Genomic DNA, 25,755 nt, shown 5'->3' on the forward strand with positions numbered 1-25,755 from the left:
CCACGACATTTTTCTGCGCCGGACCTTTTTTTCATGCGACAATAGAAGGAACAAACGGCCACTGAGTCGATCAAAACGGTTTATATTCAAAGAAATGGACATCATAACTCCATGAGCACAATCGACAATTTCGACGCACATACGCCGATGATGCAGCAGTATCTGAAGCTGAAGGCACAGCATCCGGAAATCCTGCTGTTTTACCGTATGGGTGATTTTTACGAGCTGTTTTATGACGATGCTAAGCGTGCATCGCAGCTGCTCGACATCTCGTTGACCAAACGTGGCGCATCGGCAGGTGAACCCATCCCGATGGCAGGTATCCCGCACCACGCGGTAGAAAACTACCTGGCGAAACTGGTGAATCAGGGTGAGTCCGTCGCCATCTGCGAACAGATCGGCGATCCGGCGACCTCAAAAGGCCCGGTGGAACGCAAAGTCGTGCGCATCGTCACGCCTGGCACCATCAGTGATGAAGCCCTGTTACAGGAGCGCCAGGATAACCTGCTGGCAGCGCTGTGGCAGGACGGTAAAGGGTATGGCTACGCGACGCTGGATATCAGCTCCGGACGTTTTCGTCTGAGTGAACCGGCTGACCGTGAAACGATGGCAGCCGAACTGCAGCGTACCAACCCGGCAGAATTGCTCTATGCCGAAGATTTCGCCGAAATGGCGCTGATTGAAGGCCGTCGTGGGTTGCGTCGTCGTCCGCTGTGGGAATTCGAAATTGATACCGCCCGCCAGCAGCTGAATCTGCAGTTTGGCACCCGCGACCTGATTGGCTTTGGCGTTGAAAATGCCCCGCGCGGGCTGTGTGCGGCAGGGTGTCTCCTGCAGTACGTGAAAGATACCCAGCGCACCTCCCTGCCGCATATCCGCTCTATCACCATGGAGCGCCAGCAGGACAGCATCATCATGGATGCCGCCACGCGCCGTAATCTGGAGATCACGCAGAACCTGGCGGGTGGCGTAGAAAACACGCTCGCGTCGGTCCTCGACAGTACGGTAACGCCAATGGGCAGCCGCATGCTGAAACGCTGGCTGCATATGCCGATTCGCGATACCGCTACGCTGGTTTGCCGTCAGCAGACGATTGCCGCCCTGCAGGATCGCTATACCGAGCTGCAGCCTGTCCTGCGCCAGGTGGGCGATCTGGAGCGTATCCTGGCTCGTCTGGCGCTGCGCACGGCACGACCGCGCGACCTCGCGCGGATGCGTCATGCTTTCCAGCAGTTACCGGAACTCCGTGCACAGCTGAGCGACGTTGACAGCGCGCCGGTACAGAAACTCCGCGAAACCATGGGCGAATTTACCGAGCTACGCGAACTGCTGGAGCGCGCCATTATCGATGCGCCTCCGGTTCTGGTGCGTGATGGCGGCGTGATTGCCCCTGGCTACAACGAGGAACTGGACGAATGGCGCGCGCTGGCCGACGGTGCGACGGACTACCTCGACAAGCTGGAAATCCGCGAACGCGAACGTCTCGGGCTCGACACCCTGAAAGTGGGTTATAACGCGGTACACGGCTACTATATTCAGATCAGCCGCGGGCAGAGCCATTTGGCGCCGATTCACTACGTGCGTCGCCAGACGTTGAAAAACGCCGAACGCTACATCATTCCTGAACTGAAAGAGTACGAAGATAAAGTCCTTACCTCGAAGGGTAAAGCGCTGGCGCTGGAAAAACAGCTTTATGACGAGCTGTTCGACATGCTGATGCCGCACCTGGCCGACCTGCAGCTGAGCGCCAGCGCGCTGGCGGAACTGGACGTGCTGGTGAACCTGGCAGAACGCGCGGAAACGCTGAACTACACCTGCCCGACCTTTACCGACAAGCCTGGCATTCGTATCACTGAAGGTCGTCATCCGGTAGTAGAGCAGGTGCTGAATGAACCGTTCATCGCCAACCCGCTGAGCCTGTCACCGCAGAGAAGAATGCTGATCATTACCGGTCCGAACATGGGCGGTAAGAGTACCTATATGCGTCAGACGGCGCTGATTGCCCTGCTTGCCTATATCGGCAGCTACGTTCCGGCGCAAAACGTGGAGATTGGCCCCATCGACCGTATCTTTACCCGCGTCGGGGCTGCGGACGATCTGGCGAGCGGTCGCTCTACCTTCATGGTCGAGATGACCGAAACGGCAAACATTCTGCATAACGCGACGGAGCACAGCCTGGTGCTGATGGACGAAGTCGGACGCGGAACGTCAACCTATGACGGTTTGTCACTGGCATGGGCCTGTGCGGAAAGCCTCGCGAACAAAATCAAGGCCATGACGCTGTTCGCCACCCACTACTTCGAGCTGACGCAACTGCCGGAGAAAATGGAAGGGGTTGCGAACGTTCATCTGGATGCACTGGAGCACGGTGATACCATAGCCTTCATGCACACGGTGCAGGATGGCGCGGCAAGCAAGAGCTATGGCCTGGCCGTCGCGGCGCTGGCAGGTGTACCGAAAGAGGTGATCAAGCGCGCGCGTCAGAAACTGCGTGAACTGGAAAGCCTGTCACCGAATGCGGCGGCGACGCAGATTGATGGTACGCAGATGTCGCTGCTGGTACCGGCGGAAGAGACATCGCCTGCCGTGGAAGCGCTGGAAAACCTCGATCCGGATTCACTGACGCCACGTCAGGCGCTGGAGTGGATTTATCGTTTGAAGAGTCTGGTTTAGTTCTCTGCGGTCTTTTGCCCGGTGGCGCTGCGCTTACCGGGCCTACGGGTTTTGTAGGCCGGGTAAGGCGAAGCCGCCACCCGGCAAAACAGACCGCACGATGTTATCGCCCGGTAAGCGCAGCGCCACCGGGCTTTTTTTACAACAGCGGCGGGATTGTCGGCACCTGCGGCGCCTCATCGATATCCTTCTGCGTCATGCGGAACGCTTCCGGGTAATGTTCGCGGCTGGTACGACGCAACGGTTCGGTATCGCGCCAGGTATAAAGACAATGCTGGCACTGGTAAACGGTCCAGACCCCTTTCACCGGTGACGTCGCCATCACTTCAATATGCTCATCGGCACAACGTGGACAAATCATCTTTTCCTCCTTATTGGCGTGCAGCCAGCATCGCGGTCAGTTTTTCAGCCCAGGCTTTAGTTTCAGGCAGATCCTGTACCGGCTGGCTATAGTGGCCCCGGGTGTCCGGTGCGACAGGCGTAGTGGCATCGATAATCAGTTTGTCGGTAATGCCCGCCGGGCTGGATCCTGGATCGAGTTCCAGCACCGACATGTTCGGCAGCTGCACCAGATCGCCTGCCGGGTTGACCTTCGATGACAGCGCCCACATCACCTGCGGGAGGTTGAACGGATCGACATCCTCATCCACCACGATCACCATCTTCACGTAGCCCAGACCGTGCGGCGTGGTCATTGCACGTAAACCGACCGCGCGGGCAAAACCGCCGTAACGTTTTTTGGTGGAGATAATCGCCAGCAGACCGTGGGTGTACATCGCGTTAACCGCCTGCACTTCCGGGAATTCTGCTTTCAGCTGCTGGTAGAGCGGCACGCAGGTAGCCGGTCCCATCAGATAGTCGATCTCGGTCCACGGCATGCCAAGGTAAAGGGATTCGAAAATCGGTTTGGTGCGGTAAGAGACTTTGTCGATACGGACAACCGTCATGTTACGGCCACCGGAGTAGTGCCCGGTAAACTCGCCGAAAGGCCCTTCGATTTCACGCTTGCGGCCTTCAATCACCCCTTCCAGGATCACTTCAGAACCCCACGGCACGTCGAAGCCGGTCAGCGGCGCGGTGGCAATAGGGTACGGGCTTTCACGCAGCGCGCCGGCCATTTCATACTCGGACTGATCGTATTTCAGCGGCGTGGCGCCCATCAGGGTGATGATCGGGTCGTTGCCGAGGGTAATCGCAATCGGCAGGTCTTCGCCGCGCTCTTCCGCTTTGTGCAGATGCAGAGCGATATCGTGCATCGGTACCGGCTGCAGGCCGAGCTTGCGCTTGCCCTTCACTTCCATGCGGTAGATCCCGACGTTTTGCTTGCCGAAGTGATCCGGGTCAAGCGGATCGCGCGAGACGACACACGCTTTATCGAGATAAAAGCCCCCGTCACCGTCGTTCAGACGGAACAGCGGCAGAATATCGAACAGGTTGATGTCTTCACCGTCCACCGTATTCTGCACCCAGGCCGGGTTAGCGCGGCGCTCCGGTGTGACGGGGAATTTATCCCAGCGGCGGATAAACTCGTCGATCTGTTTTTTTACCGGAGTGTTCGCCGGCAGCCCCATCGAAATGGCGTGGTTCTGCCAGGAGCCGATGGTGTTCATCACCACGCGGGCATCGGTAAAGCCACGAATGTTGTCGAACCACAGCGCGGGCGCACCGTCGCCAATGCGGCCGGTCGCGTTGGCTGCCGCTGCCAGATCGGGCTCAGCGTTTACCTCTTCCTCAATTTTCAGCAGTTGCCCTTGCTCATCGAGCGCCTGGAGGAAGCTTCTCAAATCATCAAATGCCATCTTTATTCTCCTGTGAAAAATGTTTCGCCTCCCGCAGCCCGTTCCAGCGTCGCGCCTTTTTATGCTCCAGACCGAACTGGTCGAGCACGCGTGTCACAATATGCTGGGTAATGTCATCTGCGGTCTGAGGGTGGTTGTAATACGCAGGCATAGGCGGCACCATCGCCACGCCCATGCGGGAGAGCGCAAGCATGTTCTCAAGATGAATGGTGCTGAGCGGCGTTTCACGGGGAACCAGCACCAGCTTGCGCCCCTCTTTCAACACCACATCCGCCGCACGTCCCACCAGCCCTTCGGCGTAACCCGCGCGGATACCCGCCAGCGTTTTCATGCTGCAGGGAATGACGATCATGCCGTCGGTGCGAAACGAGCCGGAAGAGATAGTGGCGGCCTGGTCAGCCGGGCTGTGGACAACGTCAGCCAGCGCAGCGACGTCCTGCGCGGTGTAAGGCGTTTCCAGCTCAATGGTGGTTTTTGCCCACTTAGACATCACCAGATGGGTTTCCACCTCCGGCATGTCACGCAGTGCCTGCAATAAAGCCACACCCAGCGGCGCGCCCGTTGCTCCCGTCATTCCTACTATCAATCTCATTCATCACCTCAATAATTTGTTCGTACACGAACATTATAAATAAGCTACTCCAGGATTGTTTTTCTGACAAGATCGTTCGCATACGATCACACGAATGGCTAAAAAATGCCGCGTTAAAATTGAGAGCAATAGCGGCTATCATAGGGAGAGATTTTTTCCGTCGGAGTGTTCATGGAACTAAGACAAGAGGCGTTCCACCTGTTACGTCAGCTTTTTCAACAGCATACCGCGCAGTGGCAACATGCCTTGCCGGAACTGACCAAGCCACAGTATGCGGTGATGCGCTCCATTGCCGAGCATCCGGGCATTGAACAGGTGGCATTGACTGAAGTCGCGGTCAGCACGAAAGCGACCCTGGCGGAGATGCTCAGCCGCATGGAGGCGCGCGGTCTGGTCAAACGCGAGCACGACCCTGCGGATAAGCGCCGTCGCTTTGTCTTCCTGACGCCAGAAGGGGAAGCCCTGCTTGCAGACTGCAAGCCGGTAGGCAATGAAGTTGATGAGGCCTTTTTAGGCCGTCTAAGCAAGGCCGAACGGGAGCAGTTCTCGGCGCTCATCAAAAAGATGATGCACGATTAATTCACGCTGGTGCGCATAAAATCGATAAAGGTGCGTACTTTCGCTGACACATGCCGGGCATCAGGATACACCGCATAGATACCCTGCCGCGCAAAGGTATATTCCGGTAATACCGGGGCCAGTTTTCCAGCATCAAGCGCACCGCGTACCAGCCATTCCGGCAGTAACGCCACCCCACCGCCTGCGAGCGCAAAAGCCATAAGGGCCTGAGCGCTGTCGGCAAACAGGCGCGGCGCTTGTTTTATCTCCAGTATTTCAGGCGCACCGCTGGCATCTCTCACCTGCCAGCGCAGCGGCGAGGCCAGGCGCTCGTGAATAATCCAGTCCGCGTGGGCCAGCTGCGCAAGCGTTTCTATCGGATGGTTAACGAGCCACCCGGGCGTCGCCACAGGGATAATAGAAAAGTGGGAAATCAGCGCGGCGTGGTTGCGCGAATCGGCAAGCGTTCCCAGCCGGATGGCCACGTCAAAGCGCTCCGAGATAAGGTCGGCGTGCAGGGACGACGAAGCATGTCGTACGCGAAGATCCGGGTGCTGCTGGCTAAATCTGGCCAGCAGCGGCACCACCACCTGTGAGCCATACTCGGGCGTAGTGGTGATCCGCAGTTCGCCAGTAAGCCCCGCATGATTCGCACGGACATCATCCTGCAGCCGTTCGGCGTCCTTCAGAAGCGCCACGCTGCGCTGATGAAAAAGCGCGCCCGCCTCGGTTAACGTCAGTCGACGGGTGGAGCGCAGCAGCAGCGTAACGCCCAGCTCATCTTCAAGCTGGCGAATATTGAAGCTGACGACCGCTTTTGTCAGCCCCATCGCCTCGGCGGCCGCCGTAAAACTGCCGGTGTCGGCCACCGCGACAAACATCTGCGTCCGCTGCAGGTTAATCATCATCACGCCCTTTACTGTCAAAATATTTTTGACAGTATATCGCGCTTTGTCAGGTTTATCCGTGATTACCGAGCCGATACGATACGCCACCTCACCGGAGGATCCACCATGACGTATCGCAGCAAAGTCGCCGTTGTTTATCTGCTGGGCTTTTTTCTTGATTTGATCAACATGTTCATTGCCAGCGTCGCGTTCCCGGCAATGGCTCACGCCTTTAACGCCACGCCTTCGGCCCTTACCTGGGTTAGTAACGGGTACATTGCCGGCCTGACGCTGGTGATCCCGTTTAGCAGCGTGCTCACGCGCCGCATCGGGCCCAAGCGCGTCATCCTGCTCTCGCTTTTTCTGTTTAGCGCAGCCTCCGCAGCGGCGGGCCTGTCTGCAACGCTTGAAAGTCTGATCGCCTGGCGAGTGCTTCAGGGCGTGGGAGGAGGCTTACTGATCCCCGTCGGACAGGCGCTGACCTGGCAACAGTATAAGCCTCACGAGCGTGCCAGACTCTCCTCGGCGGTGATGCTGGTCGCGCTGCTTGCCCCGGCCTGCTCCCCGGCTGTCGGCGGCGTGCTGGTGCAGACGCTGGGCTGGCGATGGATCTTTTTCGCTACGCTACCGGTCGCTATCGCGACCTTTGCTCTGGCGTGCCTGTGGCTTAAACACGAAAAACCCACGATGAAAGCGGCCAGACTGCTAAACCTGCCCTTGCTCGCGGACCCGCTTTTACGTTTTTCCATGCTTGTCTATTTATGCGTTCCTGGCGTATTTATTGGGGTGAGCGTCACGGGCATGTTTTATCTTCAGCACGTGGCGAACATGAGCCCAGCCGCAACGGGGATGCTCATGCTGCCGTGGTCCGTGGCATCGTTTATCGCCATCACGGCAACGGGACGTTATTTTAACCGTATCGGTCCCCGGCCGCTGATCGTCATCGGCTGCCTGTTGCAGGCCACGGGTATCCTGCTATTGATTAACATCAGTTCGGCTACGCTGCTGCCTGCCGTTGCGTTTACCCTGATGGGCGCGGGAGGAAGCCTGTGCAGCAGTACGGCTCAGAGCAGCGCGTTTCTGACAACGCGACGGGATGAGATGCCGGATGCCAGCGCGCTGTGGAATCTCAATCGTCAGCTGAGCTTTTTTGCCGGTGCCCTGCTGCTTGCCCAAGTGCTGAACCTGGCTCAGGCGTGGCTGCCACCGCTCGCCGCCTGGCACGGGATGTTTATTTTTGCAGCAGGCATGACCTTGCTGCCTGTACTGTATGTTTTTCGTCTTAACAATTCGCAGGTGCTCACCCAGCTGCGACAGGAGAATTCATGACGCCTTTCGAACACGACATTATCGACCTCCACATTGCGCTTGAAGACTGGTTAGGCAAAGGTGAAGGTGATTCCGACGCCCTGCACGCCCGTTTTCGTCCCGATTTTCTGATGATCCCGCCGGGCGGCGTTCATATCGACTATGACGGCCTTGTCAGCTTTCTGGAAAAACAGCGCGGAAGCCGTCCCGGACTGAAGATCGTCATTGATGAATTAACTACGCGCCAGGCGTGGCCTCACGGCGCGGTACTCCATTACCGGGAGACGCAAACCCGGCCGGACCAGCCCGTTAACGTGCGCTGGTCAACCGCGGTGCTCAATCAGGAAGGCGATCGGATAGTGTGGCGTCTGCTGCACGAGACGGCGACGCAACCGTAACACAAAAGAAAAAGGCCCGTCTCACGACGGGCCTTTTTTGACGAAAGGTTGCTTATTCGCGGAACAGCGCTTCGATATTCAGACCTTGCCCCTGCAGGATTTCACGCAGGCGGCGCAGACCTTCAACCTGAATCTGACGAACACGTTCACGGGTCAGGCCAATTTCGCGGCCGACGTCTTCCAGTGTCGCAGCTTCATACCCCAGTAAACCGAAACGACGTGCCAGCACTTCACGCTGTTTGGCGTTCAGTTCGAACAGCCATTTGACGATGCTCTGTTTCATGTCATCGTCCTGCGTGGTGTCTTCCGGGCCGTTGTCTTTTTCATCGGCCAGGATGTCCAGCAGCGCTTTTTCGGAGTCGCCACCCAGCGGGGTGTCAACGGAGGTAATGCGCTCGTTGAGACGCAGCATACGGCTTACGTCATCAACCGGTTTATCGAGTTGTTCGGCAATTTCTTCTGCGCTTGGCTCGTGGTCCAGCTTATGGGACAACTCGCGCGCGGTGCGCAGATAAACGTTCAACTCTTTGACGATGTGAATCGGCAGGCGGATCGTACGGGTCTGGTTCATAATAGCCCGTTCGATGGTCTGACGAATCCACCAGGTCGCGTAGGTTGAGAAACGGAACCCGCGTTCCGGGTCAAACTTCTCAACTGCGCGGATGAGACCCAGGTTGCCCTCTTCAATCAGATCCAGCAGAGCCAGACCACGATTGCCGTAACGGCGGGCAATTTTCACGACCAGTCGCAGGTTACTTTCAATCATGCGACGACGCGAGGCCACATCACCACGCAAAGCACGACGTGCGAAATAGACTTCTTCTTCGGCCGTTAGCAGTGGGGAGTAACCAATCTCCCCAAGGTAAAGCTGAGTCGCGTCCAGTACACGCTGTGTGGCACCCTGCGATAACAGCTCTTCTTCAGCCAAATCGTTATCACTGGGTTCCTCTTCTACTAAGGCTTTTTCGTCAAAAGCCTCTACTCCGTTCTCATCAAATTCCGCGTCTTCATTTAAATCATGAACTTTCAGCGTATTCTGACTCATAAGGTGGCTCCTACCCGTGATCCCTGAACGAGACACCCTGGCTGGCATGCCCCGTCAAATTATCGCTGCGGCAAGTACTGCAGCGGGTTTACGGATTTCCCCTTGTAACGAATTTCAAAATGCAAGCGTGTAGAACTGGTTCCGGTGCTACCCATGGTAGCGATTTTTTGCCCCGCCTTAACTTCTTGTTGTTCCCGGACCAGCATTGTGTCGTTATGGGCGTAGGCACTCAGGTAATCATCGTTATGTTTGATGATAATAAGATTACCGTAACCGCGCAGAGCGTTACCGGCATACACAACGCGTCCGTCTGCGGTCGCGATGATAGCCTGTCCTTTACTCCCTGCGATATCGATCCCTTTATTTCCCCCTTCGGAGGAAGAGAAGTTTTCGATAACCTTGCCGTCAGTCGGCCAGCGCCATGCAGAAATCGGCGAACTGGAGGTCATACTGCTGGCAGTCGGTTCAGTAGAGCTAACCACAGGTGCCGTAACCGGTGCTGTGACAGCAGTCGCAGTCCCTTTATTATTCGGCAACATTTTGTTAGCAGTCTGATCACCTGAATCCTCAGAATACGTAATTACAGGTTGTGAAGCAACCACCGTGGTGGATTTTTGTGCAGGCTTAACGCTGTTATTCTGCGCCGTCACATCGGCCGCGGAAACGGTGTTGCCAGGGGTCAGCGGCGTGCCCGTCGCGTTACCGACCTGGAGCGTTTGCCCGACTTCCAGACCGTATGGGGCCTGGACGTTATTGCGCTGCGCGAGGTCACGGAAATCGTTCCCGGTGATCCACGCAATGTAGAACAGCGTATCGCCGCGTTTCACGGTATAGGTGCTGCCACCGGTGTAGCTGCCTTTCGGAATGTTCCCATACTGGCGGTTATAGACTATGCGGCCATTTTGGGTCTGAACAGGTTGTTCAACTGGCTGAACCTGCATTGGCTGTGTAACAGGATGTTGCACAGGCTGAATTTGTGGTGTTTTCTGCGGCACAGCCGTCCCCATTTTAGGTGGCGGCGTGATTAACATTCCGCTGGACGTGTTACCGGAGCCGCTGTTTCCGCCGACGGAACTGACGGGCGCAGGCGCGTTGTTAGAACTTGTACAACCTGCCAGCCAGAGCGAAACCAGTGATAATGCCGCAACACGGCTGATGGTGAATTTAGGGCTTCCCGCGCTCATTTATCCCCCAGGAATGTTTTAACTACCAGTGACTTAAAATTTACCGTGATGGCACGAATCTTTCGCGCCACACCATACTCTGAATTTGCCTTAATAACCCTGGATAATTCCGAGTCTCAGGCCAACTCCCCCTTCACCAGAGGCACAAAGCGCACGGCTTCCACGGTGTCGATAATAAACTCGTCGCCGCGCCGGCGAACGCGCTTCAACAGCTGCTGCTCGTCCCCGACAGGCAGAACCAGAATGCCCCCCTCATCCAGCTGCGATAACAGGGCAGCAGGAATTTCAGGCGGGGCCGCCGTCACGATGATGGCGTCAAACGGGGCGCGAGCTTTCCAACCCTGCCATCCATCACCGTGTCGTGTCGAAACATTATGTAAATCAAGTTGTTTCAGGCGACGACGCGCCTGCCACTGTAAACCTTTAATCCGCTCAACGGAGCATACATGGTGCACCAGATGCGCCAGGATCGCAGTCTGATACCCCGACCCGGTGCCAATCTCCAGCACGCGGGAGTCGGGCGTCAGCTCCAGCAGCTCCGTCATCCGCGCTACCATATAAGGCTGCGAAATCGTCTGGCCCTGCCCGATGGGCAGCGCCACGTTTTCCCACGCTTTGTGTTCAAACGCCTCGTCTACAAATTTCTCACGCGGAACCTGAGCAAGTGCTTCAAGCACGTGCTCGTCGCGGATCCCCTGCGCGCGGAGTTGTTCCAGAAGAGTTTGTACACGTTTGTTTACCATTGCGCGTTCACTCCTGCGCGATCCAGCCAGCCCGACACCACATCATGCGCGCTATACGCGGTTAAATCTACGTGCAGCGGGGTAACCGAAACATAGCCTTCTTCTACGGCGGCAAAGTCGGTATCAGGACCCGCATCGCACTTATCGCCAGGAGGGCCAATCCAGTAAAGCGTGTTGCCGCGCGGATCCTGCTGCGGGATCACCTGATCGGCAGGATGTCGGCTTCCGCAACGGGTGACGCGAATGCCTTTAATTTCATCGAGAGGAAGATCCGGCACGTTGATGTTGAGGATGCGCCCGGTACGCAACGGCTCGCGGCCGAGTGCCCGCAGGATCGAACAGGTCACCGCAGCGGCGGTGTCGTAGTGCGTGTAGCCGTTCAACGAGACCGCCAGCGCCGGGAACCCCAGATGGCGCCCTTCCATTGCGGCCGCCACGGTACCGGAGTAAATCACGTCATCGCCGAGGTTAGGCCCGGCGTTAATGCCGGAGACGACGATATCCGGACGCGGACGCATCAGCGCGTTCACGCCCAGAAAAACGCAGTCGGTTGGCGTGCCCATCTGCACGGCAATATCGCCATTTTCAAAGGTAAAGGTGCGAAGCGACGACTCCAGCGTCAGCGAGTTAGACGCTCCACTGCGGTTACGATCGGGTGCCACGACCTGCACATCCGCAAATTCACGGAGGTGTTTCGCCAGGGTCTGAATGCCCGGCGCGTGGATCCCGTCATCGTTACTCAGCAATATTCGCATAATCACCCGAGGTGTTGATAAGTTCCCTGACAACACTGGTGGCAAAGCTACCTGCCGGCAGCCAGAAGCGTAACTCGACGGTTACGTCATCCCACCAGTTCCAGCTTAACTGCTGCGGATAGAGCAGCATTGCGCGGCGTGCCGCGTCGACTTTTTCCCGCACCAGCAAGGATTGCAGTTCTGGCGCATCCGCTACGGCTGCTTGCTCGGCGGCCAGCGCGTCGCCCTGTGTTCCCCAGTCGCCCGTACCGGGCAGCGCGGCGGTAATCATCAGCGCTTTTGCGTCCACGCGCGACTGCAAATCGGCCATTTCTTCGGCCGTTGCCACAAACCAGCTTCCGCGTCCCGCTAATTGTAGCGCATCGCCAACAACAACTTGATTCGCGTCCGGTTTTTTCAGCCTTTCGCTCACAATCTGATTAAACAACGCACTGCGGGCCGCCGACAACCAAAAACTGCGTTTATTCCTGTCCCGCACCGGTGCATCGCTTTGCGCCCAGCGCAGCGCGCCCTGCAGGTTGCTGCCGCCAATACCAAAGCGCTGCGCGCCAAAGTAGTTCGGCACGCCGCGTTCACTGATAGCGTTCAGACGTTTTTCAACGTCTTCGCGGTGGGTCACTTCCCGCAGCACCAGCGTAAAGTCGTTACCCTTCAACGCCCCCAGACGCAGTTTGCGCTTGTGGCGGGCGAATTCCAGTACCTTACAGCCCTCAAGCTCAAATTTGCTTAAATCAGGCATCGTATTACCGGGAACGCGCGCGCAGAGCCACTGTTCAGTGACGGCGTGTTTATCTTTCTGCCCGGCAAAGCTCACTTCGCGGGCATGAATTTTAAGGAATTTTGCCAGCGCGTCGGCCACAAAGCGGGTATTGCAGCCATTTTTCAGAATACGCACCAGGATATGTTCGCCTTCGCCATCCGGCTCAAAGCCCAGATCCTCTACCACGAGGAAGTCTTCAGGGCTGGCTTTCAGCACCCCGTTCCCCTGCGGTTTACCGTGCAGGTATGTCAGGTTGTCGAAGTCTGTCATTTGCTCGCCTTCACCAGCAGCGCCACGGCTTCACAGGCAATCCCTTCGCCGCGCCCGGTAAAGCCCAGCTTCTCGGTCGTCGTCGCTTTGACGTTCACGTCGTCCATGTGGCAGCCCAGATCTTCTGCAATAAACACGCGCATCTGCGGAATGTGCGGCAGCATTTTCGGGGCCTGGGCAATAATCGTCACGTCGACGTTGCCGAGGGTGTAGCCTTTCGCCTGAATGCGACGCCACGCTTCGCGCAGCAGTTCGCGGCTGTCCGCGCCTTTAAATGCCGGGTCGGTGTCCGGGAACAGCTTGCCGATATCACCCAGCGCGGCAGCGCCCAGCAGCGCGTCGGTCAGCGCATGCAGTGCCACGTCGCCATCAGAATGTGCCAGCAGTCCTTTTTCATAAGGAATGCGCACGCCGCCAATGATAATTGGGCCTTCTCCGCCAAAGGCGTGTACATCAAAACCGTGTCCAATTCGCATTATGCCTTCTCCTGATGGGTCGAACGGGTAAGATAGAATTCCGCAAGCTGTAAATCTTCCGGACGCGTCACTTTAATATTATCAGCGCGTCCTTCAACAAGCTCAGGGTGGAAACCGCAATATTCCAGCGCAGAGGCTTCGTCCGTGATGGTCGCACCTTCTTTAAGCGCACGCGTTAAGCAGTCGTGGAGTAATTCGCGGGGGAAAAATTGTGGCGTCAGCGCGTGCCATAAATCGACGCGATCGACGGTGTGGGCGATAGCCTGTTTGCCCGGCTCGGCGCGCTTCATGGTGTCGCGCACCGGCGCGGCCAGAATCCCGCCAACCTTGCTTGTTTCGCTCAGGGCCAGCAGACGCGCTAGGTCGTCCTGATGCAGACACGGACGCGCCGCGTCATGCACCAGCACCCACGGCGCGTTTCCGGCGGCCTGAATGCCCGCCAGCACGGAATCGGCGCGCTCGGCGCCACCGTCAACGACGGTAATCTGTGGATGATTTGCCAGCGGCAGCTGCGCAAAGCGCGCATCGCCAGGGCTGATAGCGATGATCACCCGCGTCACCCGTGGGTGCGCCAGCAGCGCCGCCACGGCGTGCTCGAGGATCGTTTTATCGCCAATAGAGAGGTACTGCTTGGGACATTCTGTCTGCATGCGCCGGCCAAAACCTGCGGCCGGCACCACGGCGCATACGTCCGAAAAAGTTACTGCCATGTCGTAATCCTGGGCCTGATTATCGATTGTTTTGTGCTGAGCCCTGATTGCGTTTAGACGCATCCGGAACCAGACGATAAAAGGTTTCGCCCGGCTTAGTCATACTGAGTTCATTGCGTGCGCGTTCCTCAATCGCCTCTTGCCCGCCATTGAGGTCATCAATTTCAGCAAAGAGTTGATCGTTTCGCGCCTTAAGTTTGGCGTTTGTTGCCTGCTGAGCCGCGACGTCATCGCTCACCCGGCTATAGTCGTGCAGTCCGTTCTTACCGAACCACAGCGAATATTGCAGCCAGATTAGCAAAGCCAGCAACAGCAGCGTTAGTTTACCCATCCTGCCCCCTGAAAAACGGCATCATCATCCCAAGACTTCCCCAGAGCACTACGCCGGGGTAACAGAGATGCCGCAACATCGCGGGCAAATGTACCACATTTTTTCCGCAGAATCGTCCTGCACAATATCGTTACACAGTTGGTTACGGTTTGAATTATGGCTGAAGTTAGCCCATGAGCCACAAAAATAACAGACCAAACATCAGAACCACCGTCACAATCGTGACCACGGTGCTGTACAGGAGCTTACCGTTGAGCAACGAGTGCAGCGCAATGCCGACGACAACCGCCACGGGCATCAGCGCCAGAAAGAAAGGCCAGGTGTAGAGAAAGAAGAACAGCGTGTTACCGCCGTAGATGAGAAACGGGATACCCAGCGCCAGCAACCATGAGACGAAGCCGATGATGGCCCCAGGAAATGACCAGGTCGTTTCGTCGTCGGTCGCGAGCGGCTCCGACCCGGTGGTGGTGATGTAATGTTCACTGTTGCGCATAGCTAATCCTGTGACCGTGACTCATCGTTCGGGAAGACAGCTCCCGAACGATACCGTCTCAGGATCTGATAATATCGTCCCGTCTGAGCAGGTCTAATAATTGGCTTACTAAATTTGTTACCAATTGTTGACCCTCCAGGTGAATTTCAGGCGATTCAGGCGCTTCGTATACCGCGTCAATTCCGGTGAAGTTTTGCAGTTCTCCGGCACGCGCTTTTTTGTACAGCCCTTTCGGGTCGCGCGCTTCGCAAATCTCCAGCGGCGTATCAACAAACACCTCGATAAAGCGATCCTGGCCCACGCGTTCACGCACCATCTGGCGCTCGGCGCGGTGCGGAGAGATAAACGCGGTCAGTACCACCAGCCCGGCGTCCGCCATCAGGCTGGCCACTTCGCCTACCCGGCGGATGTTCTCTTTACGGTCGTCGTCACTAAACCCTAAATCGCTGCACAGGCCGTGACGCACGTTGTCACCATCCAGCAGGTACGTGCTTACGCCCTGCTGATACAGCGCCTCTTCCAGCGCGCCCGCCACCGTTGATTTACCCGAGCCGGACAGCCCGGTAAACCACAGCACAACCCCACGGTGACCGTGGAGCTGTTCGCGCTGGGCGACGGTGACCGGATGAGGATGCCAGACGACGTTCTCATCATGGGCGGCCATTACTTGCCTCCCAGCAGATCGCGCGCGCCCCAGTGCGGGAAGTGTTTACGCACCAGCGCGTTCAGTTCCAGCTCGAAGGCACTGAATTCAGACGTCGCGGCAGACTGTTTAATCGGTTCGCGGACCATACCGGCCCCGACGGTAACGTTGGTCAGCCTGTCGATAAAGATAAGCCCCCCCGTCACCGGGTTCTGCTGATACGGATCCAGCACCAGCGGTTCGTCGAAGGTCAGATCGACCAGACCGATGCCGTTCAGCGGCAGTTCGGTAACCTCACGCTGGGTCAGGTTGTTGATGTCCACCTGGAACTGAATACCGTCCACGCGGGCGCGGGTTTTCTTGCCGGCAATTTTGATGTCGTAGCTCTGGCCCGACGTCAGCGGTTGCTCCGCCATCCACACCACGTCCACGGAAGCCCCCTGTACGGCGGCCAGCGTTTCCTGTGCGTCGACCAGCAGGTCGCCCCGGCTGATATCAATTTCGTCTTTCAGCACCAGCGTTACGGCTTCACCGGCGCCCGCTTCCTGCAGGTCACCGTCGAAGGTGACGATACGGGCGATGGTCGATTCCACGCCGGATGGCAGCACCTTAACGCGCTGGCCGACCTTCACGGAGCCTGACGCGAGGGTACCTGAGAAACCGCGGAAATCGAGGTTAGGACGGTTAACGTACTGCACCGGGAAGCGCATCGGCTGGGTGTCGACCACGCGCTGAATTTCAACGGTTTCCAGCACCTCCAGCAGCGTCGGGCCGCTGTACCACGGCATGTTCGCGCTCTGGGAGGCGACGTTATCCCCTTCCAGCGCCGAGAGCGGCACAAAGCGGATATCCAGGTTGCCCGGCAGCTGCTCGGCAAAGGTCAGGTAGCTCTGGCGGATCTCCTCGAACTTCTCTTCGCTGAAGTTCACCAGATCCATCTTGTTGACCGCCACCACCAGGTGTTTGATCCCCAGCAGCGTGGAGATAAAGCTGTGACGACGGGTCTGATCCAGCACGCCTTTACGCGCGTCCATCAGCAGGATGGCCAGGTCGCAGGTAGAGGCGCCGGTTGCCATGTTACGGGTGTACTGCTCGTGTCCTGGGGTGTCGGCAATAATAAACTTGCGCTTCTCGGTAGAGAAGTAGCGGTAGGCCACGTCGATGGTGATGCCCTGCTCGCGCTCCGCCTGCAGGCCGTCCACCAGCAGGGCCAGGTCGAGTTTTTCACCCTGGGTGCCGTGACGTTTACTGTCGTTATGCAGGGAAGAGAGCTGATCTTCGTAAATCTGGCGCGTATCGTGCAGCAGACGGCCAATCAGGGTACTTTTCCCGTCATCCACGCTGCCGCAGGTCAGAAAACGCAGCAGGCTTTTATGTTGCTGCGCGTGCAGATAGGCTTCCACGCCGCCTTCGTTGGCAATTTGTTGAGCAATAGTGGTGTTCATGGCGGCTCCTTAGAAATAACCCTGACGTTTCTTCAGCTCCATGGAGCCTGCCTGGTCGCGGTCAATCACGCGCCCCTGTCGCTCACTGGTGGTGGACACCAGCATCTCTTCAATGATCTCCGGCAGCGTCTGCGCGCTGGATTCCACCGCGCCGGTCAGCGGCCAGCAGCCGAGGGTGCGGAAACGGACCATCTGTTTCTTGATCACTTCACCCGGCTGCAGGTCGATGCGATCGTCGTCGATCATCATCAGCATGCCGTCGCGCTCCAGCACCGGGCGCTCGGCGGCCAGATACAGCGGAACGATCTCGATGTTTTCCAGATAGATGTACTGCCAGATATCCAGCTCGGTCCAGTTAGAGAGCGGGAAGACGCGAATGCTTTCGCCTTTGTTGATCTGACCATTGTAGTTGTGCCACAGCTCCGGGCGCTGGTTTTTGGGGTCCCAGCGGTGGAAGCGGTCGCGGAAGGAGTAGATACGCTCTTTGGCGCGGGATTTCTCTTCGTCACGGCGCGCGCCGCCAAAAGCAGCGTCAAAACCGTATTTATTCAGCGCCTGCTTCAGCCCTTCGGTTTTCATGATATCGGTATGCTTGGCGCTGCCGTGCACGAATGGGTTAATGCCCATCGCCACCCCTTCCGGGTTTTTATGCACCAGCAGCTCGCAGCCGTAGGCTTTCGCGGTACGGTCGCGAAACTCATACATCTCGCGGAATTTCCAGCCGGTATCCACGTGCAACAGCGGGAACGGCAGCGTGCCCGGATAAAACGCTTTACGCGCCAGATGCAGCATGACGCTGGAATCTTTACCGATGGAGTACATCATCACCGGGTTAGAAAACTCGGCGGCCACTTCGCGGATGATATGGATACTCTCCGCTTCGAGCTGCCGCAGGTGTGTAAGACGTTTTTGGTCCATAACCGTTCCTTAAGCCAAATTTACGACAGAAGAACCAAAGCCTTCTGTATCGGTTGTGTGTTGGAACCAGGCGAGCGTGCTGTGCAGCTGCACCACTTCTCCCACCACGATCAGGGCGGGCATCGGGGCGTCTTTCGCCAGGGTTGCAAGATGTTCCAGGGTGCCCGTCGCAACGTGCTGATCGACGCGCGTGCCGCGAGAAATGACGGCAACGGGCGTCGTCGCCTCGCGACCGTGCTGAATAAGCTGTTCGCTGATATCTGCCGCCTTCATCGTGCCCATGTAAATCGCCAGCGTCTGGCGGCTCTGGGCGAGATGCGACCAGTCGAACGGTGTGCTGTCGGCCTTGTAGTGGCCGGTCACAAAGGTCACGCTCTGGGCGTAATCGCGGTGGGTCAGCGGGATACCGGCGTAGGCCGTTACCGCAGAGGCCGCCGTAATGCCCGGCACCACCTGGAACGGTACACCCGCTTCGGCTGCCGCCTGCAGCTCTTCGCCGCCGCGACCAAAGATAAACGGATCGCCCCCTTTCAGGCGCACCACGGTTTTACCCGCTTTGGCGGCGTCAATCAGCATCTGGTTGGTGTCGTGCTGCGGCACCGAGTGCTCGCCAGCCCGTTTGCCGACGCAGATTTGCTCCGCGTCGCGACGGATCAGCTCGCGCACGCCGTCGGTAACCAGATGGTCGTAAAACACCACGTCCGCGTCCTGCAGCACCTGCAGTCCGCGCAGCGTCAGGAGCCCGGCATCGCCCGGTCCTGCGCCTACCAGAATGATCTCCCCGCCGGTGCTGCCGGGGTTATCCAGTTCGTCTTCAAGAATTTTCTGCGCCGCCGTCTCATTGCCGGCATGCATCAGGCTGGCAAAGCGGCCGCGAAACACGCGTTCCCAGAAGCGACGGCGTTCCGTCACGCTGGTCAGGCGGGTTTTCAGATGGTTGCGCCAGTAGCTGGCTTTTTCCGCCATGCGCCCGAGGCTGGTCGGCAGCAGCGCTTCGATTTTTTCCCGCAGCACGCGCGCCAGCACCGGTGCGGTACCGCCGGAGGAGATCGCCACCAGCAGCGGCGAACGGTCAACGATCGACGGGAAGATAAACGAGCATAAAGGCTGGTCGTCCACCACGTTCACCAGGCGGTAGCGGGCCTGAGCGGCCTCGGAAATCCGCCGGTTCAGGTCGCGATCTTCGGTCGCCGCAATCACCAGCACGACGCTGTCGATTTGGGATTCGTCGAAATCCGCTTCTGCTACTACCCGCACCTGCGCCCCTGCGCGCTGCAGAAACGCAATTTTGCGATCGGCAATTTCACCCGTGCCAACAACCAGCACCGGCTTCTCTTTTATCGCGGCAAATAAGGGCAGATAGTCCACAAGCAACAACTCACTAACAACGAGGAATAGAGGGACTATAGGGGGCGGTTTAGACCGAATGAAATTACGAATTGGAATGAGTAGTTACTCAATGGAATAACGCCGTGAAAAAGCTAATACCAAAAAGTGCTTAACACGCGAAATTTCGGGCATTTAAGAGCAATTCAAATTGTGTATGGACGATCACAGTTTCATACTAAGCGGGTTATTATTTTGCTCAGTTTTTAAGGACTCACTATGTTCTCCGCAACGCGCCACCGTATTGCTGCCCTGGCGCTCGGCGTTTGCTTTATTCTTCCTGCCCAGGCAAAAAACCAACCTTATGGTGAAATCGCCACTATGCAGGCGCGGCATATTGCCACCGTCTTTCCTGGCCGTATGACCGGTTCGCCTGCGGAAATGCTCTCCGCGGACTATCTTCGCCAGCAGTTTGCCGGGATGGGCTACCAGAGCGACATCCGGTCGTTTCACAGCCGCTACGTCTATACCTCACGAAACAAAACGAAAAACTGGCATAACGTGACCGGCAGTACGGTTATCGCGGCGCATGAAGGTACCGCAAAAGAGCAAATTATTATTATGGCGCACCTTGATACCTACGCCCCGATGAGTGACGCCGATACGGATAACAACCTCGGCGGGCTGACGCTGCAGGGCATGGACGACAACGCGGCAGGCCTGGGCGTGATGCTCGAACTGGCCGAGCGGATGAAGGATATTCCAACCCAGTATGGTATCCGTTTCGTGGCCACCAGCGGTGAAGAAGAGGGCAAACTCGGCGCTGAGAATCTCCTTAAACGCATGAGCGCTGAGGAGAAGAAAAATACGCTGCTGGTGATCAACCTCGATAACCTGATCGTCGGCGACAAGCTCTATTTCAACAGCGGGCAAAGTACGCCGGGTACCGTGCGGAAACTGACGCGAGATCGTGCGCTGGCGATTGCCCGCAGCCACGGGGTTTATGCCACCAGCAACCCCGGCGGTAACCCGGATTACCCGCGAGGAACGGGCTGCTGCAACGACGGGGAAGTGTTCGATAAGGCGGGCATTCCGGTGCTGTATGTCGAAGCGACAAACTGGGCATTGGGCAAGAAAGATGGCTATCAGCAGCGGGCTAAATCGAAAGCCTTCCCGGACGGGACAAGCTGGCACAACGTGATGCTGGATAATCAGCAGCACATCGATCGCGCGCTGCCGCAGCGGATTGAACACCGCAGTCGTGATGTGGTGAAGGTGATGCTGCCGCTGGTGAAGGAGCTGGCGAAAGCGGGGAAAGCCTAGTGCTTATTTTCCCCTCACCCCTGCCCTCTCACCAAAGGGGCGAGGGAGAAAAGACGGCTCCGGGCAATCCCCTCTCCCCTTTGGGGAGAGGGTTAGGGTGAGGGGGAGGATAAAGGATCACCCTTCGTGCAGCCCGCACTCGCGCTTCAGCCCAAAGAATCGCGTCTCTTCTTCCGCCATTCCCGGTTCCCATTTGCGCGTGGTGTGGGTGTCACCCACCGACAGATAGCCCTGGTCCCACAGCGGATGGTACTTCAGCCCGTGCTTTTGCAGATACTGATACACCGTCCGGTTATCCCAGTCGATAATCGGCAGCACTTTAAACACCCCGCGCTGGACCGCCAGCACCGGCAAGGTTGCCCGGCTGCCGGACTGCTCGCGGCGCAGGCCAGCAAACCATGTCTGCGCATTGAGCTCTTTCAGCGCCCGGTTCATCGGCTCAACTTTGTTGATCTCATTGTATTTCTCAATGCCCTCAACGCCCAGTTCCCACAGCTTACCGTAGCGCGCCTCCTGCCAGGCCGCGCTTTCCGTCGCGCGGTAAACTTTGAGGTTCAGCTTGAGCTTGTCCGTCAGCTCGTCAATAAACTGGTAGGTTTCCGGGAACAGGTAGCCGGTATCGGTGAGGATCACCGGAATGTCCGGACGGATCTGATTCACCAGATGCAGGCTGACCGCCGCCTGAATACCAAAGCTCGACGACAGCACATAGTCTCCCGGCAGGTTTTCCAGCGCCCACGCCACGCGCCCTTCGGCGTCCAGCTTTTCAAGGTGGGCATTGGTTTCTGCGAGTGCCAGAATGCGTTCGACTTTTGGCAATGCGTTAAGCGCGTTTAGATCGAGTACGGACATAATTACCTCTCGTGGTTACTCCCAGAAATCCCTTGCGGGATCGAGCACCGGGCGAATGATGCCCGCACGCACCGTAAAGTCGCCGAAGCCTTCACCCGCTTCGCGCTCTTTCGCCCAGCGCCCGACAAGCTCGTCGATGGAATCAAGAATTTCCGGCTCGGTGATGTTCTCGCGGAACATACGCGGTATGCGCGTACCGATTCGGTTACCGCCCAGGTGCAGGTTATAACGCCCCGGCGCTTTCCCCACCAGACCCAGCTCGGCCAGCATCGCGCGGCCGCAGCCGTTCGGGCAGCCGGTGACGCGCATAACAATATGCTCGTCCGGAATACCGTGTTTTTCCAGAATCGCTTCTACCTTGTCAGTAAATGACGGCAGGAAACGCTCCGCTTCGGCCATCGCCAGCGGACAGGTCGGGAACGACACGCAGGCCATTGAGTTTTCACGCTGCGGCTTCACCGCATCCATTAACCCGTGATCGCGCGCCAGCTTCTCGATCTTCGCCTTCTGGCTCTCCGGCACGCCGGCAATAATGAGATTCTGGTTAGCGGTAATGCGGAACTCGCCTTTATGGATCTTAGCAATTTCCAGCAGACCGGTTTTCAGCGGACGGCCCGGATAATCCAGAATACGGCCGTTTTCGATAAACAGCGTCAGGTGCCATTTATTATCGATGCCTTTCACCCAGCCGATGCGATCGCCGCGACCGGTGAATTCGTAAGGGCGGATCGGCTCGAATTTGATGCCCGCACGACGCTCCACTTCCGCTTTGAACGTCTCAACGCCCACGCGCTCCAGGGTGTATTTGGTTTTCGCGTTTTTACGGTCTGTACGGTTGCCCCAGTCGCGCTGGGTGGTCACTACCGCTTCCGCCACGGCCAGCGTGTGCTCCAGCGGCAGGAAGCCGAACTCGCTTGCGGTGCGGGCGTAGGTTTTCTTGTTACCGTGCTCAATGGACAGGCCGCCGCCCACCAGCAGGTTAAAGCCAATCAGCTTGCCGTTTTCGGCAATCGCCACGAAGTTCATGTCGTTGGCGTGCAGGTCGATATCGTTCTGCGGTGGAATAACGACCGTGGTTTTAAACTTACGCGGCAGGTAGGTCTGGCCAAGGATCGGCTCTTCGTCGGTGGTGGCGACTTTTTCCTGATCGAGCCAAATCTCTGCGTAGGCGCGCGTGCGCGGCAGCAGGTGCTCGGAGATCTTCTTCGCCCACTCGTACGCTTCGGCATGCAGCTCGGATTCATACGGATTCGAGGTGCAAAGCACGTTACGGTTCATGTCGTTGGCGGTCGCCAGCGCGTCCAGCCCAACGGAGTGCAGCATCTGGTGCACCGGCTTGACGTTCTTCTTCAGAATTCCGTGGAACTGGAAGGTCTGACGGTTAGTCAGACGGATGCTGCCATAGATCGTGTTTTCACCGGCAAACTTGTCGATCGCCTGCCACTGTTTGGTGGTAATCACCCCGCCCGGCAGACGGCAGCGCAGCAGCATCGCGTGACGCGGCTCCAGCTTCTGTTCTGCACGCTCGGCGCGGATGTCGCGGTCGTCCTGCTGGTACATGCCGTGAAAACGGATCAGCAGGAAGTTGTCGCCTTTGAAACCGCCGGTGAGACCGTCATTCAGATCTTCAGCAATGGTGCCGCGCAGATAGTTGCTTTCCAGCTTCATGCGCTCGGCGTCTGTCAGTTTACCTTCGACCACCAGTGGCCCTGGATGTTTTTCGCTCATTAGTAGACATCTCGCTGATAACGGCGCTCAACGCGCAGCTCACTTAAAAATTCATCCGCCGTTTCGGCATCCATACCGCCGAATTCGGCAATCACTTCCAGCAGTGCCTGCTCAACGTCTTTCGCCATACGATTGGCGTCGCCGCAGACATAAATGTGGGCACCGTCATTGATCCAGCGCCACAGCTCTGCGCCCTGTTCGCGCAGTTTGTCTTGTACGTATACTTTTTCTTTCTGGTCGCGGGACCAGGCCAGGTCGATGCGGGTCAGTACGCCTTCTTTCACATAGCGCTGCCACTCAACCTGGTAGAGGAAATCTTCGGTAAAGTGCGGGTTGCCGAAGAAGAGCCAGTTTTTACCCGGCGCTTCATCTGCCGCGCGCTGCTGCATAAAGGCGCGGAACGGCGCAATGCCGGTGCCCGGGCCAATCATGATGACCGGGGTTTCCGGGTTTGCCGGCAGGCGGAAGTTGTCGTTGTGCTCGATAAAGACGCGCACTTCGCCCTCTTCTTCCACGCGGTCCGCCAGGAAGCCTGAGGCCCCACCCGTGCGGGCGCGGCCTTCGATATCGTAGCGCACCACGCCGACGGTAACATGCACTTCACTCTCCACTTCGGCTTGCGAAGAGGCGATAGAGTACAGGCGCGGGGTGAGCGGGCGCAGCAGACCGATCAGCGCATCGGCATCCAGCTGAGCCGGAGAGAAGCGCACCATATCGACAATCGGCGTCGTCGCGGCGTAATGCTGAAGCTTCGCTTTATCGCCCACCAGCGGCAGCAGGGATTCGCTGCGCGTCAAGGTGGCATAGTTTTCGACGATATTCGGGGTGTTCACCGTCAGTTCGAAATGCCACTGCAGCGCCTCTGAAAGCGGCTGGGTTTTGCCGTCAACGGTGACAGGCTCGTCGCCTTTCAGCCACAGCAGCTCAACCAGTTCTTTCACCAGCGCCGGATCGTTCTGATACCAGATACCCAGCGCATCGCCCGGCTGATAGCGCAGGCCCGAGTCGCCCAGATCGATTTCGATATGGCGGACATCTTTTTCCGAGTCGCGGCCGGTAATTTTCTGGTTCACCGACAGGCTCGCCGTCAGCGGCGCCTCTTTGGTGTACGGGCTGGTGTGGATGTCGTTAACAGCACCCGTCGCGGTGAACGCGGCCTGCGCCGACGTCTCTTTCGGCACACGCGCTTTTAACACCTCAACGATGCGTGCACGCCATTCGGCGGCGGCGGCCTGGTATTCGACATCCGCGTCAACGCGGTCCAGCAGGCGCTCCGCGCCCAGCTCCGCCAGCTTGCTGTCGAAGTCTTTACCGGACTGGCAGAAGAATTGATAGGAGGTATCGCCCAGGCCAAACACGGCAAACGCCGTGCCATCCAGCTTCGGCGCTTTTTTCGAGAACAGGAACTTGTGCAGGGCCACCGCTTCTTCAGCGGGTTCACCTTCACCCTGCGTAGAGGCAACCACCACCAGCAGTTTTTCTGACGCGATTTGTTTGAATTTATAATCCCCAGCGTTGACCAGGTTCACGTTCAGTTTGGCGGCCAGCAGGTCGTCACGCAGCGCCTCGGCCACGCGGCGGGCATTGCCCGTCTGCGAGGCGGAAATCAGGGTAATGGCCGGAATTTCAACGGCCGTTACCGGTGCACCCGCCACAGCGCCAGGCTGCTGATTGAGCATTCCCCAGAAATAACCGGAGACCCAGGCAAGCTGAGTGGGAGAAAAATCAGAGGTGGCAGCCTGAAGGCGCGCCAGTTGCTCCGGGTTCAGGGGAAGCAAATTTGAAGGTGGGGCCTGTGTTGTCATGCGTCGTTATGTTCCAGTAGCCAAGCGGACTTTAAGCGAATAAATCCAAACTGAAGATAAGGTTAACGGCGAGGATAATAACAATTAAAGAAGGGATGGAAATAATAAATAACCAAATGGACTAACCTGTTTTGGTTGTCATGCTTAGCGATAAAACCGATTAAATAACATTATGAAATAAAAGAACAAATAGCGATAAACACCCTGAATACGAGGCGGTTGCCGCTCAGAGCCGTTTTAGTTAATGCTAAAAATTGTGCTTTCCGGTACTATGCGGCGGTTTTTTCCGCATTACTGAGAGCGATCATGTCCACCACACTGTTTAAAGATTTCACCTTCGAAGCCGCCCACCACCTTCCGCATGTCCCAGAAGGACATAAATGCGGCCGTCTGCACGGGCATTCGTTCATGGTGCGTCTTGAGATCACCGGTGAAGTTGATCCGCATACCGGTTGGATCATGGATTTTGCCGAGCTGAAGGCGGCGTTTAAGCCGACCTACGATCGTCTGGATCACTACTACCTGAATGAGATCCCGGGCCTTGAAAACCCGACCAGTGAAGTGCTGGCAAAATGGATTTGGGATCAGATGAAGCCGCTGGTACCGCTGCTGAGCGCGGTGATGATCAAAGAGACCTGCACGGCAGGCTGCGTGTATCGCGGAGAGTGATGCTTGCCGGGTGGCGCTGACGCTTGCCCGGCCTACAAGAGCATCGAACCATAGGCCCGGTAAG

Annotated in this window: 26 protein-coding genes; 6 read left to right on the forward strand and 20 right to left on the reverse strand. The window is 57.5% G+C overall.

What is annotated here, in order from left to right:
• The first annotated feature begins 111 nt into the window (after nt 1–111).
• Nucleotides 112–2,673 carry a DNA mismatch repair protein MutS gene (gene mutS / locus BM007_RS09600; protein ID WP_024909246.1) on the forward strand — a complete coding sequence of 854 codons (2,562 nt, stop codon included), beginning with the start codon at nt 112–114 and terminating at the stop codon, nt 2,671–2,673.
• A gap of 139 nt (nt 2,674–2,812) precedes the next feature.
• On the opposite strand, the gene BM007_RS09605 is transcribed toward mutS, so the two are convergent.
• Genes BM007_RS09605 through BM007_RS09615 form a run of 3 tightly spaced genes read right to left on the reverse strand, consistent with a single transcriptional unit; the run spans nt 2,813 to nt 5,064 of the window.
• Entirely contained in the window at nt 2,813–3,034 is a 222-nt protein-coding gene (locus tag BM007_RS09605) for a non-oxidative hydroxyarylic acid decarboxylases subunit D (protein ID WP_003862116.1), read from the reverse strand.
• Between the two features lie 10 nt (nt 3,035–3,044).
• The gene (locus tag BM007_RS09610) at nt 3,045–4,472 is read right to left on the reverse strand and encodes a non-oxidative hydroxyarylic acid decarboxylases subunit C (protein ID WP_090418445.1); all 1,428 of its coding nucleotides are present in this window, start codon (nt 4,470–4,472) and stop codon (nt 3,045–3,047) included.
• Entirely contained in the window at nt 4,462–5,064 is a 603-nt protein-coding gene (locus BM007_RS09615; protein ID WP_024909248.1) for a non-oxidative hydroxyarylic acid decarboxylases subunit B, read from the reverse strand. Before BM007_RS09615 ends, BM007_RS09610 begins: the two co-directional genes overlap by 11 nt.
• Nucleotides 5,065–5,235: 171 nt before the next feature.
• On the opposite strand from BM007_RS09615, the gene BM007_RS09620 reads away from it, so the two are divergent.
• On the forward strand, nt 5,236–5,643 hold the full coding sequence (locus tag BM007_RS09620; RefSeq protein ID WP_024909249.1) for a MarR family winged helix-turn-helix transcriptional regulator: 408 nt from the start codon (nt 5,236–5,238) through the stop codon (nt 5,641–5,643).
• Here BM007_RS09620 and BM007_RS09625 read toward each other — a convergent pair.
• Nucleotides 5,640–6,527: a LysR family transcriptional regulator gene (locus BM007_RS09625; protein WP_090418929.1), complete on the reverse strand. Its 888-nt coding sequence runs from the start codon at nt 6,525–6,527 to the stop codon at nt 5,640–5,642. The genes BM007_RS09620 and BM007_RS09625 overlap by 4 nt on opposite strands.
• A gap of 108 nt (nt 6,528–6,635) precedes the next feature.
• Between BM007_RS09625 and BM007_RS09630 the strand changes: the two genes are divergently transcribed.
• Both BM007_RS09630 and BM007_RS09635 read left to right on the forward strand, forming a co-directional pair.
• Entirely contained in the window at nt 6,636–7,838 is a 1,203-nt protein-coding gene (locus BM007_RS09630; protein ID WP_090418448.1) for an MFS transporter, read from the forward strand.
• On the forward strand, nt 7,835–8,215 hold the full coding sequence (locus BM007_RS09635; protein WP_024909252.1) for a DUF4440 domain-containing protein: 381 nt from the start codon (nt 7,835–7,837) through the stop codon (nt 8,213–8,215). Before BM007_RS09630 ends, BM007_RS09635 begins: the two co-directional genes overlap by 4 nt.
• 52 nt (nt 8,216–8,267) lie before the next feature.
• Here BM007_RS09635 and rpoS read toward each other — a convergent pair whose 3' ends face one another.
• The 13 genes from rpoS to cysG form a co-directional block, all read right to left on the reverse strand.
• Nucleotides 8,268–9,260: an RNA polymerase sigma factor RpoS gene (gene rpoS, locus BM007_RS09640; RefSeq protein WP_008499600.1), complete on the reverse strand. Its 993-nt coding sequence runs from the start codon at nt 9,258–9,260 to the stop codon at nt 8,268–8,270.
• A gap of 59 nt (nt 9,261–9,319) precedes the next feature.
• Nucleotides 9,320–10,444, reverse strand: coding sequence for a murein hydrolase activator NlpD (nlpD, locus tag BM007_RS09645; RefSeq protein WP_090418451.1), 1,125 nt, complete (start codon nt 10,442–10,444; stop codon nt 9,320–9,322).
• Between the two features lie 116 nt (nt 10,445–10,560).
• Nucleotides 10,561–11,187 (reverse strand): protein-L-isoaspartate(D-aspartate) O-methyltransferase, encoded by a 627-nt coding sequence (locus tag BM007_RS09650; RefSeq protein WP_090418454.1) that lies wholly within the window; start codon nt 11,185–11,187, stop codon nt 10,561–10,563.
• The gene (gene surE / locus BM007_RS09655) at nt 11,181–11,942 is read right to left on the reverse strand and encodes a 5'/3'-nucleotidase SurE (protein ID WP_021241911.1); all 762 of its coding nucleotides are present in this window, start codon (nt 11,940–11,942) and stop codon (nt 11,181–11,183) included. The genes BM007_RS09650 and surE overlap by 7 nt, the downstream gene beginning before the upstream one ends.
• Nucleotides 11,923–12,972 (reverse strand): tRNA pseudouridine(13) synthase TruD, encoded by a 1,050-nt coding sequence (gene truD / locus BM007_RS09660; RefSeq protein ID WP_090418457.1) that lies wholly within the window; start codon nt 12,970–12,972, stop codon nt 11,923–11,925. Before truD ends, surE begins: the two co-directional genes overlap by 20 nt.
• A complete protein-coding gene (gene ispF, locus BM007_RS09665; protein ID WP_008499607.1) occupies nt 12,969–13,448 on the reverse strand; it encodes a 2-C-methyl-D-erythritol 2,4-cyclodiphosphate synthase in 480 nt (159 codons plus the stop codon). Before ispF ends, truD begins: the two co-directional genes overlap by 4 nt.
• Entirely contained in the window at nt 13,448–14,158 is a 711-nt protein-coding gene (gene ispD / locus BM007_RS09670) for a 2-C-methyl-D-erythritol 4-phosphate cytidylyltransferase (RefSeq protein WP_023308993.1), read from the reverse strand. The genes ispF and ispD overlap by 1 nt, the downstream gene beginning before the upstream one ends.
• 19 nt (nt 14,159–14,177) lie before the next feature.
• Nucleotides 14,178–14,489 carry a cell division protein FtsB gene (gene ftsB, locus BM007_RS09675; RefSeq protein ID WP_008499609.1) on the reverse strand — a complete coding sequence of 104 codons (312 nt, stop codon included), beginning with the start codon at nt 14,487–14,489 and terminating at the stop codon, nt 14,178–14,180.
• 166 nt (nt 14,490–14,655) lie between these two features.
• The gene (locus BM007_RS09685) at nt 14,656–14,982 is read right to left on the reverse strand and encodes a DUF3561 family protein (RefSeq protein ID WP_008499610.1); all 327 of its coding nucleotides are present in this window, start codon (nt 14,980–14,982) and stop codon (nt 14,656–14,658) included.
• A 58-nt stretch (nt 14,983–15,040) separates the two neighbouring features.
• Complete coding sequence (cysC, locus tag BM007_RS09690; protein WP_090418460.1) at nt 15,041–15,646, reverse strand: adenylyl-sulfate kinase; 606 nt, start codon at nt 15,644–15,646, stop codon at nt 15,041–15,043.
• Nucleotides 15,646–17,070, reverse strand: a complete 1,425-nt coding sequence (cysN, locus tag BM007_RS09695) for a sulfate adenylyltransferase subunit CysN (protein ID WP_090418462.1) — start codon at nt 17,068–17,070, stop codon at nt 15,646–15,648. Before cysN ends, cysC begins: the two co-directional genes overlap by 1 nt.
• A gap of 9 nt (nt 17,071–17,079) precedes the next feature.
• Nucleotides 17,080–17,988, reverse strand: a complete 909-nt coding sequence (cysD, locus tag BM007_RS09700; RefSeq protein ID WP_006811770.1) for a sulfate adenylyltransferase subunit CysD — start codon at nt 17,986–17,988, stop codon at nt 17,080–17,082.
• 9 nt (nt 17,989–17,997) lie between these two features.
• The gene (gene cysG, locus BM007_RS09705; RefSeq protein WP_175557799.1) at nt 17,998–19,347 is read right to left on the reverse strand and encodes a siroheme synthase CysG; all 1,350 of its coding nucleotides are present in this window, start codon (nt 19,345–19,347) and stop codon (nt 17,998–18,000) included.
• A gap of 246 nt (nt 19,348–19,593) precedes the next feature.
• Between cysG and BM007_RS09710 the strand changes: the two genes are divergently transcribed.
• A complete protein-coding gene (locus BM007_RS09710) occupies nt 19,594–20,637 on the forward strand; it encodes an aminopeptidase (RefSeq protein WP_090418468.1) in 1,044 nt (347 codons plus the stop codon).
• 117 nt (nt 20,638–20,754) lie between these two features.
• On the opposite strand, the gene cysH is transcribed toward BM007_RS09710, so the two are convergent.
• The 3 genes from cysH to cysJ are packed head-to-tail and all read right to left on the reverse strand — an operon-like array spanning nt 20,755 to nt 25,022.
• The gene (gene cysH / locus BM007_RS09715; RefSeq protein ID WP_090418471.1) at nt 20,755–21,489 is read right to left on the reverse strand and encodes a phosphoadenosine phosphosulfate reductase; all 735 of its coding nucleotides are present in this window, start codon (nt 21,487–21,489) and stop codon (nt 20,755–20,757) included.
• A 15-nt stretch (nt 21,490–21,504) separates the two neighbouring features.
• On the reverse strand, nt 21,505–23,217 hold the full coding sequence (cysI, locus tag BM007_RS09720; RefSeq protein ID WP_032648087.1) for an assimilatory sulfite reductase (NADPH) hemoprotein subunit: 1,713 nt from the start codon (nt 23,215–23,217) through the stop codon (nt 21,505–21,507).
• Entirely contained in the window at nt 23,217–25,022 is a 1,806-nt protein-coding gene (gene cysJ, locus BM007_RS09725) for an NADPH-dependent assimilatory sulfite reductase flavoprotein subunit (protein WP_090418474.1), read from the reverse strand. Before cysJ ends, cysI begins: the two co-directional genes overlap by 1 nt.
• Before the next feature lie 306 nt (nt 25,023–25,328).
• Here cysJ and queD point away from each other — a divergent pair, with 306 nt between their 5' ends.
• Nucleotides 25,329–25,691, forward strand: a complete 363-nt coding sequence (gene queD / locus BM007_RS09730; RefSeq protein ID WP_014885039.1) for a 6-carboxytetrahydropterin synthase QueD — start codon at nt 25,329–25,331, stop codon at nt 25,689–25,691.
• The last annotated feature ends 64 nt before the right edge of the window (nt 25,692–25,755 follow it).

The organism is Enterobacter sp. NFIX59 (assembly GCF_900113755.1).
Classification (GTDB): domain Bacteria; phylum Pseudomonadota; class Gammaproteobacteria; order Enterobacterales; family Enterobacteriaceae; genus Enterobacter; species Enterobacter pseudoroggenkampii.

Bases quoted from the DNA above. Each gene is read 5' to 3' on its own strand.
- surE (WP_021241911.1), bottom strand. From the start codon at position 11,942: ATGCGAATATTGCTGAGTAACGATGACGGGATCCACGCGCCGGGCATT.
- BM007_RS09605 (WP_003862116.1), bottom strand. From the start codon at position 3,034: ATGATTTGTCCACGTTGTGCCGATGAGCATATTGAAGTGATGGCGACG.
- cysH (WP_090418471.1), bottom strand. From the start codon at position 21,489: ATGTCCGTACTCGATCTAAACGCGCTTAACGCATTGCCAAAAGTCGAA.
- queD (WP_014885039.1), top strand. From the start codon at position 25,329: ATGTCCACCACACTGTTTAAAGATTTCACCTTCGAAGCCGCCCACCAC.
- cysJ (WP_090418474.1), bottom strand. From the start codon at position 25,022: ATGACAACACAGGCCCCACCTTCAAATTTGCTTCCCCTGAACCCGGAG.
- rpoS (WP_008499600.1), bottom strand. From the start codon at position 9,260: ATGAGTCAGAATACGCTGAAAGTTCATGATTTAAATGAAGACGCGGAA.
- nlpD (WP_090418451.1), bottom strand. From the start codon at position 10,444: ATGAGCGCGGGAAGCCCTAAATTCACCATCAGCCGTGTTGCGGCATTA.
- cysD (WP_006811770.1), bottom strand. From the start codon at position 17,988: ATGGACCAAAAACGTCTTACACACCTGCGGCAGCTCGAAGCGGAGAGT.
- BM007_RS09620 (WP_024909249.1), top strand. From the start codon at position 5,236: ATGGAACTAAGACAAGAGGCGTTCCACCTGTTACGTCAGCTTTTTCAA.
- BM007_RS09615 (WP_024909248.1), bottom strand. From the start codon at position 5,064: ATGAGATTGATAGTAGGAATGACGGGAGCAACGGGCGCGCCGCTGGGT.
- cysN (WP_090418462.1), bottom strand. From the start codon at position 17,070: ATGAACACCACTATTGCTCAACAAATTGCCAACGAAGGCGGCGTGGAA.
- BM007_RS09610 (WP_090418445.1), bottom strand. From the start codon at position 4,472: ATGGCATTTGATGATTTGAGAAGCTTCCTCCAGGCGCTCGATGAGCAA.
- ispF (WP_008499607.1), bottom strand. From the start codon at position 13,448: ATGCGAATTGGACACGGTTTTGATGTACACGCCTTTGGCGGAGAAGGC.
- BM007_RS09650 (WP_090418454.1), bottom strand. From the start codon at position 11,187: ATGGTAAACAAACGTGTACAAACTCTTCTGGAACAACTCCGCGCGCAG.
- cysI (WP_032648087.1), bottom strand. From the start codon at position 23,217: ATGAGCGAAAAACATCCAGGGCCACTGGTGGTCGAAGGTAAACTGACA.
- BM007_RS09635 (WP_024909252.1), top strand. From the start codon at position 7,835: ATGACGCCTTTCGAACACGACATTATCGACCTCCACATTGCGCTTGAA.
- BM007_RS09630 (WP_090418448.1), top strand. From the start codon at position 6,636: ATGACGTATCGCAGCAAAGTCGCCGTTGTTTATCTGCTGGGCTTTTTT.
- truD (WP_090418457.1), bottom strand. From the start codon at position 12,972: ATGACAGACTTCGACAACCTGACATACCTGCACGGTAAACCGCAGGGG.
- BM007_RS09625 (WP_090418929.1), bottom strand. From the start codon at position 6,527: ATGATTAACCTGCAGCGGACGCAGATGTTTGTCGCGGTGGCCGACACC.
- cysC (WP_090418460.1), bottom strand. From the start codon at position 15,646: ATGGCCGCCCATGATGAGAACGTCGTCTGGCATCCTCATCCGGTCACC.
- BM007_RS09710 (WP_090418468.1), top strand. From the start codon at position 19,594: ATGTTCTCCGCAACGCGCCACCGTATTGCTGCCCTGGCGCTCGGCGTT.
- BM007_RS09685 (WP_008499610.1), bottom strand. From the start codon at position 14,982: ATGCGCAACAGTGAACATTACATCACCACCACCGGGTCGGAGCCGCTC.
- ispD (WP_023308993.1), bottom strand. From the start codon at position 14,158: ATGGCAGTAACTTTTTCGGACGTATGCGCCGTGGTGCCGGCCGCAGGT.
- mutS (WP_024909246.1), top strand. From the start codon at position 112: ATGAGCACAATCGACAATTTCGACGCACATACGCCGATGATGCAGCAG.
- ftsB (WP_008499609.1), bottom strand. From the start codon at position 14,489: ATGGGTAAACTAACGCTGCTGTTGCTGGCTTTGCTAATCTGGCTGCAA.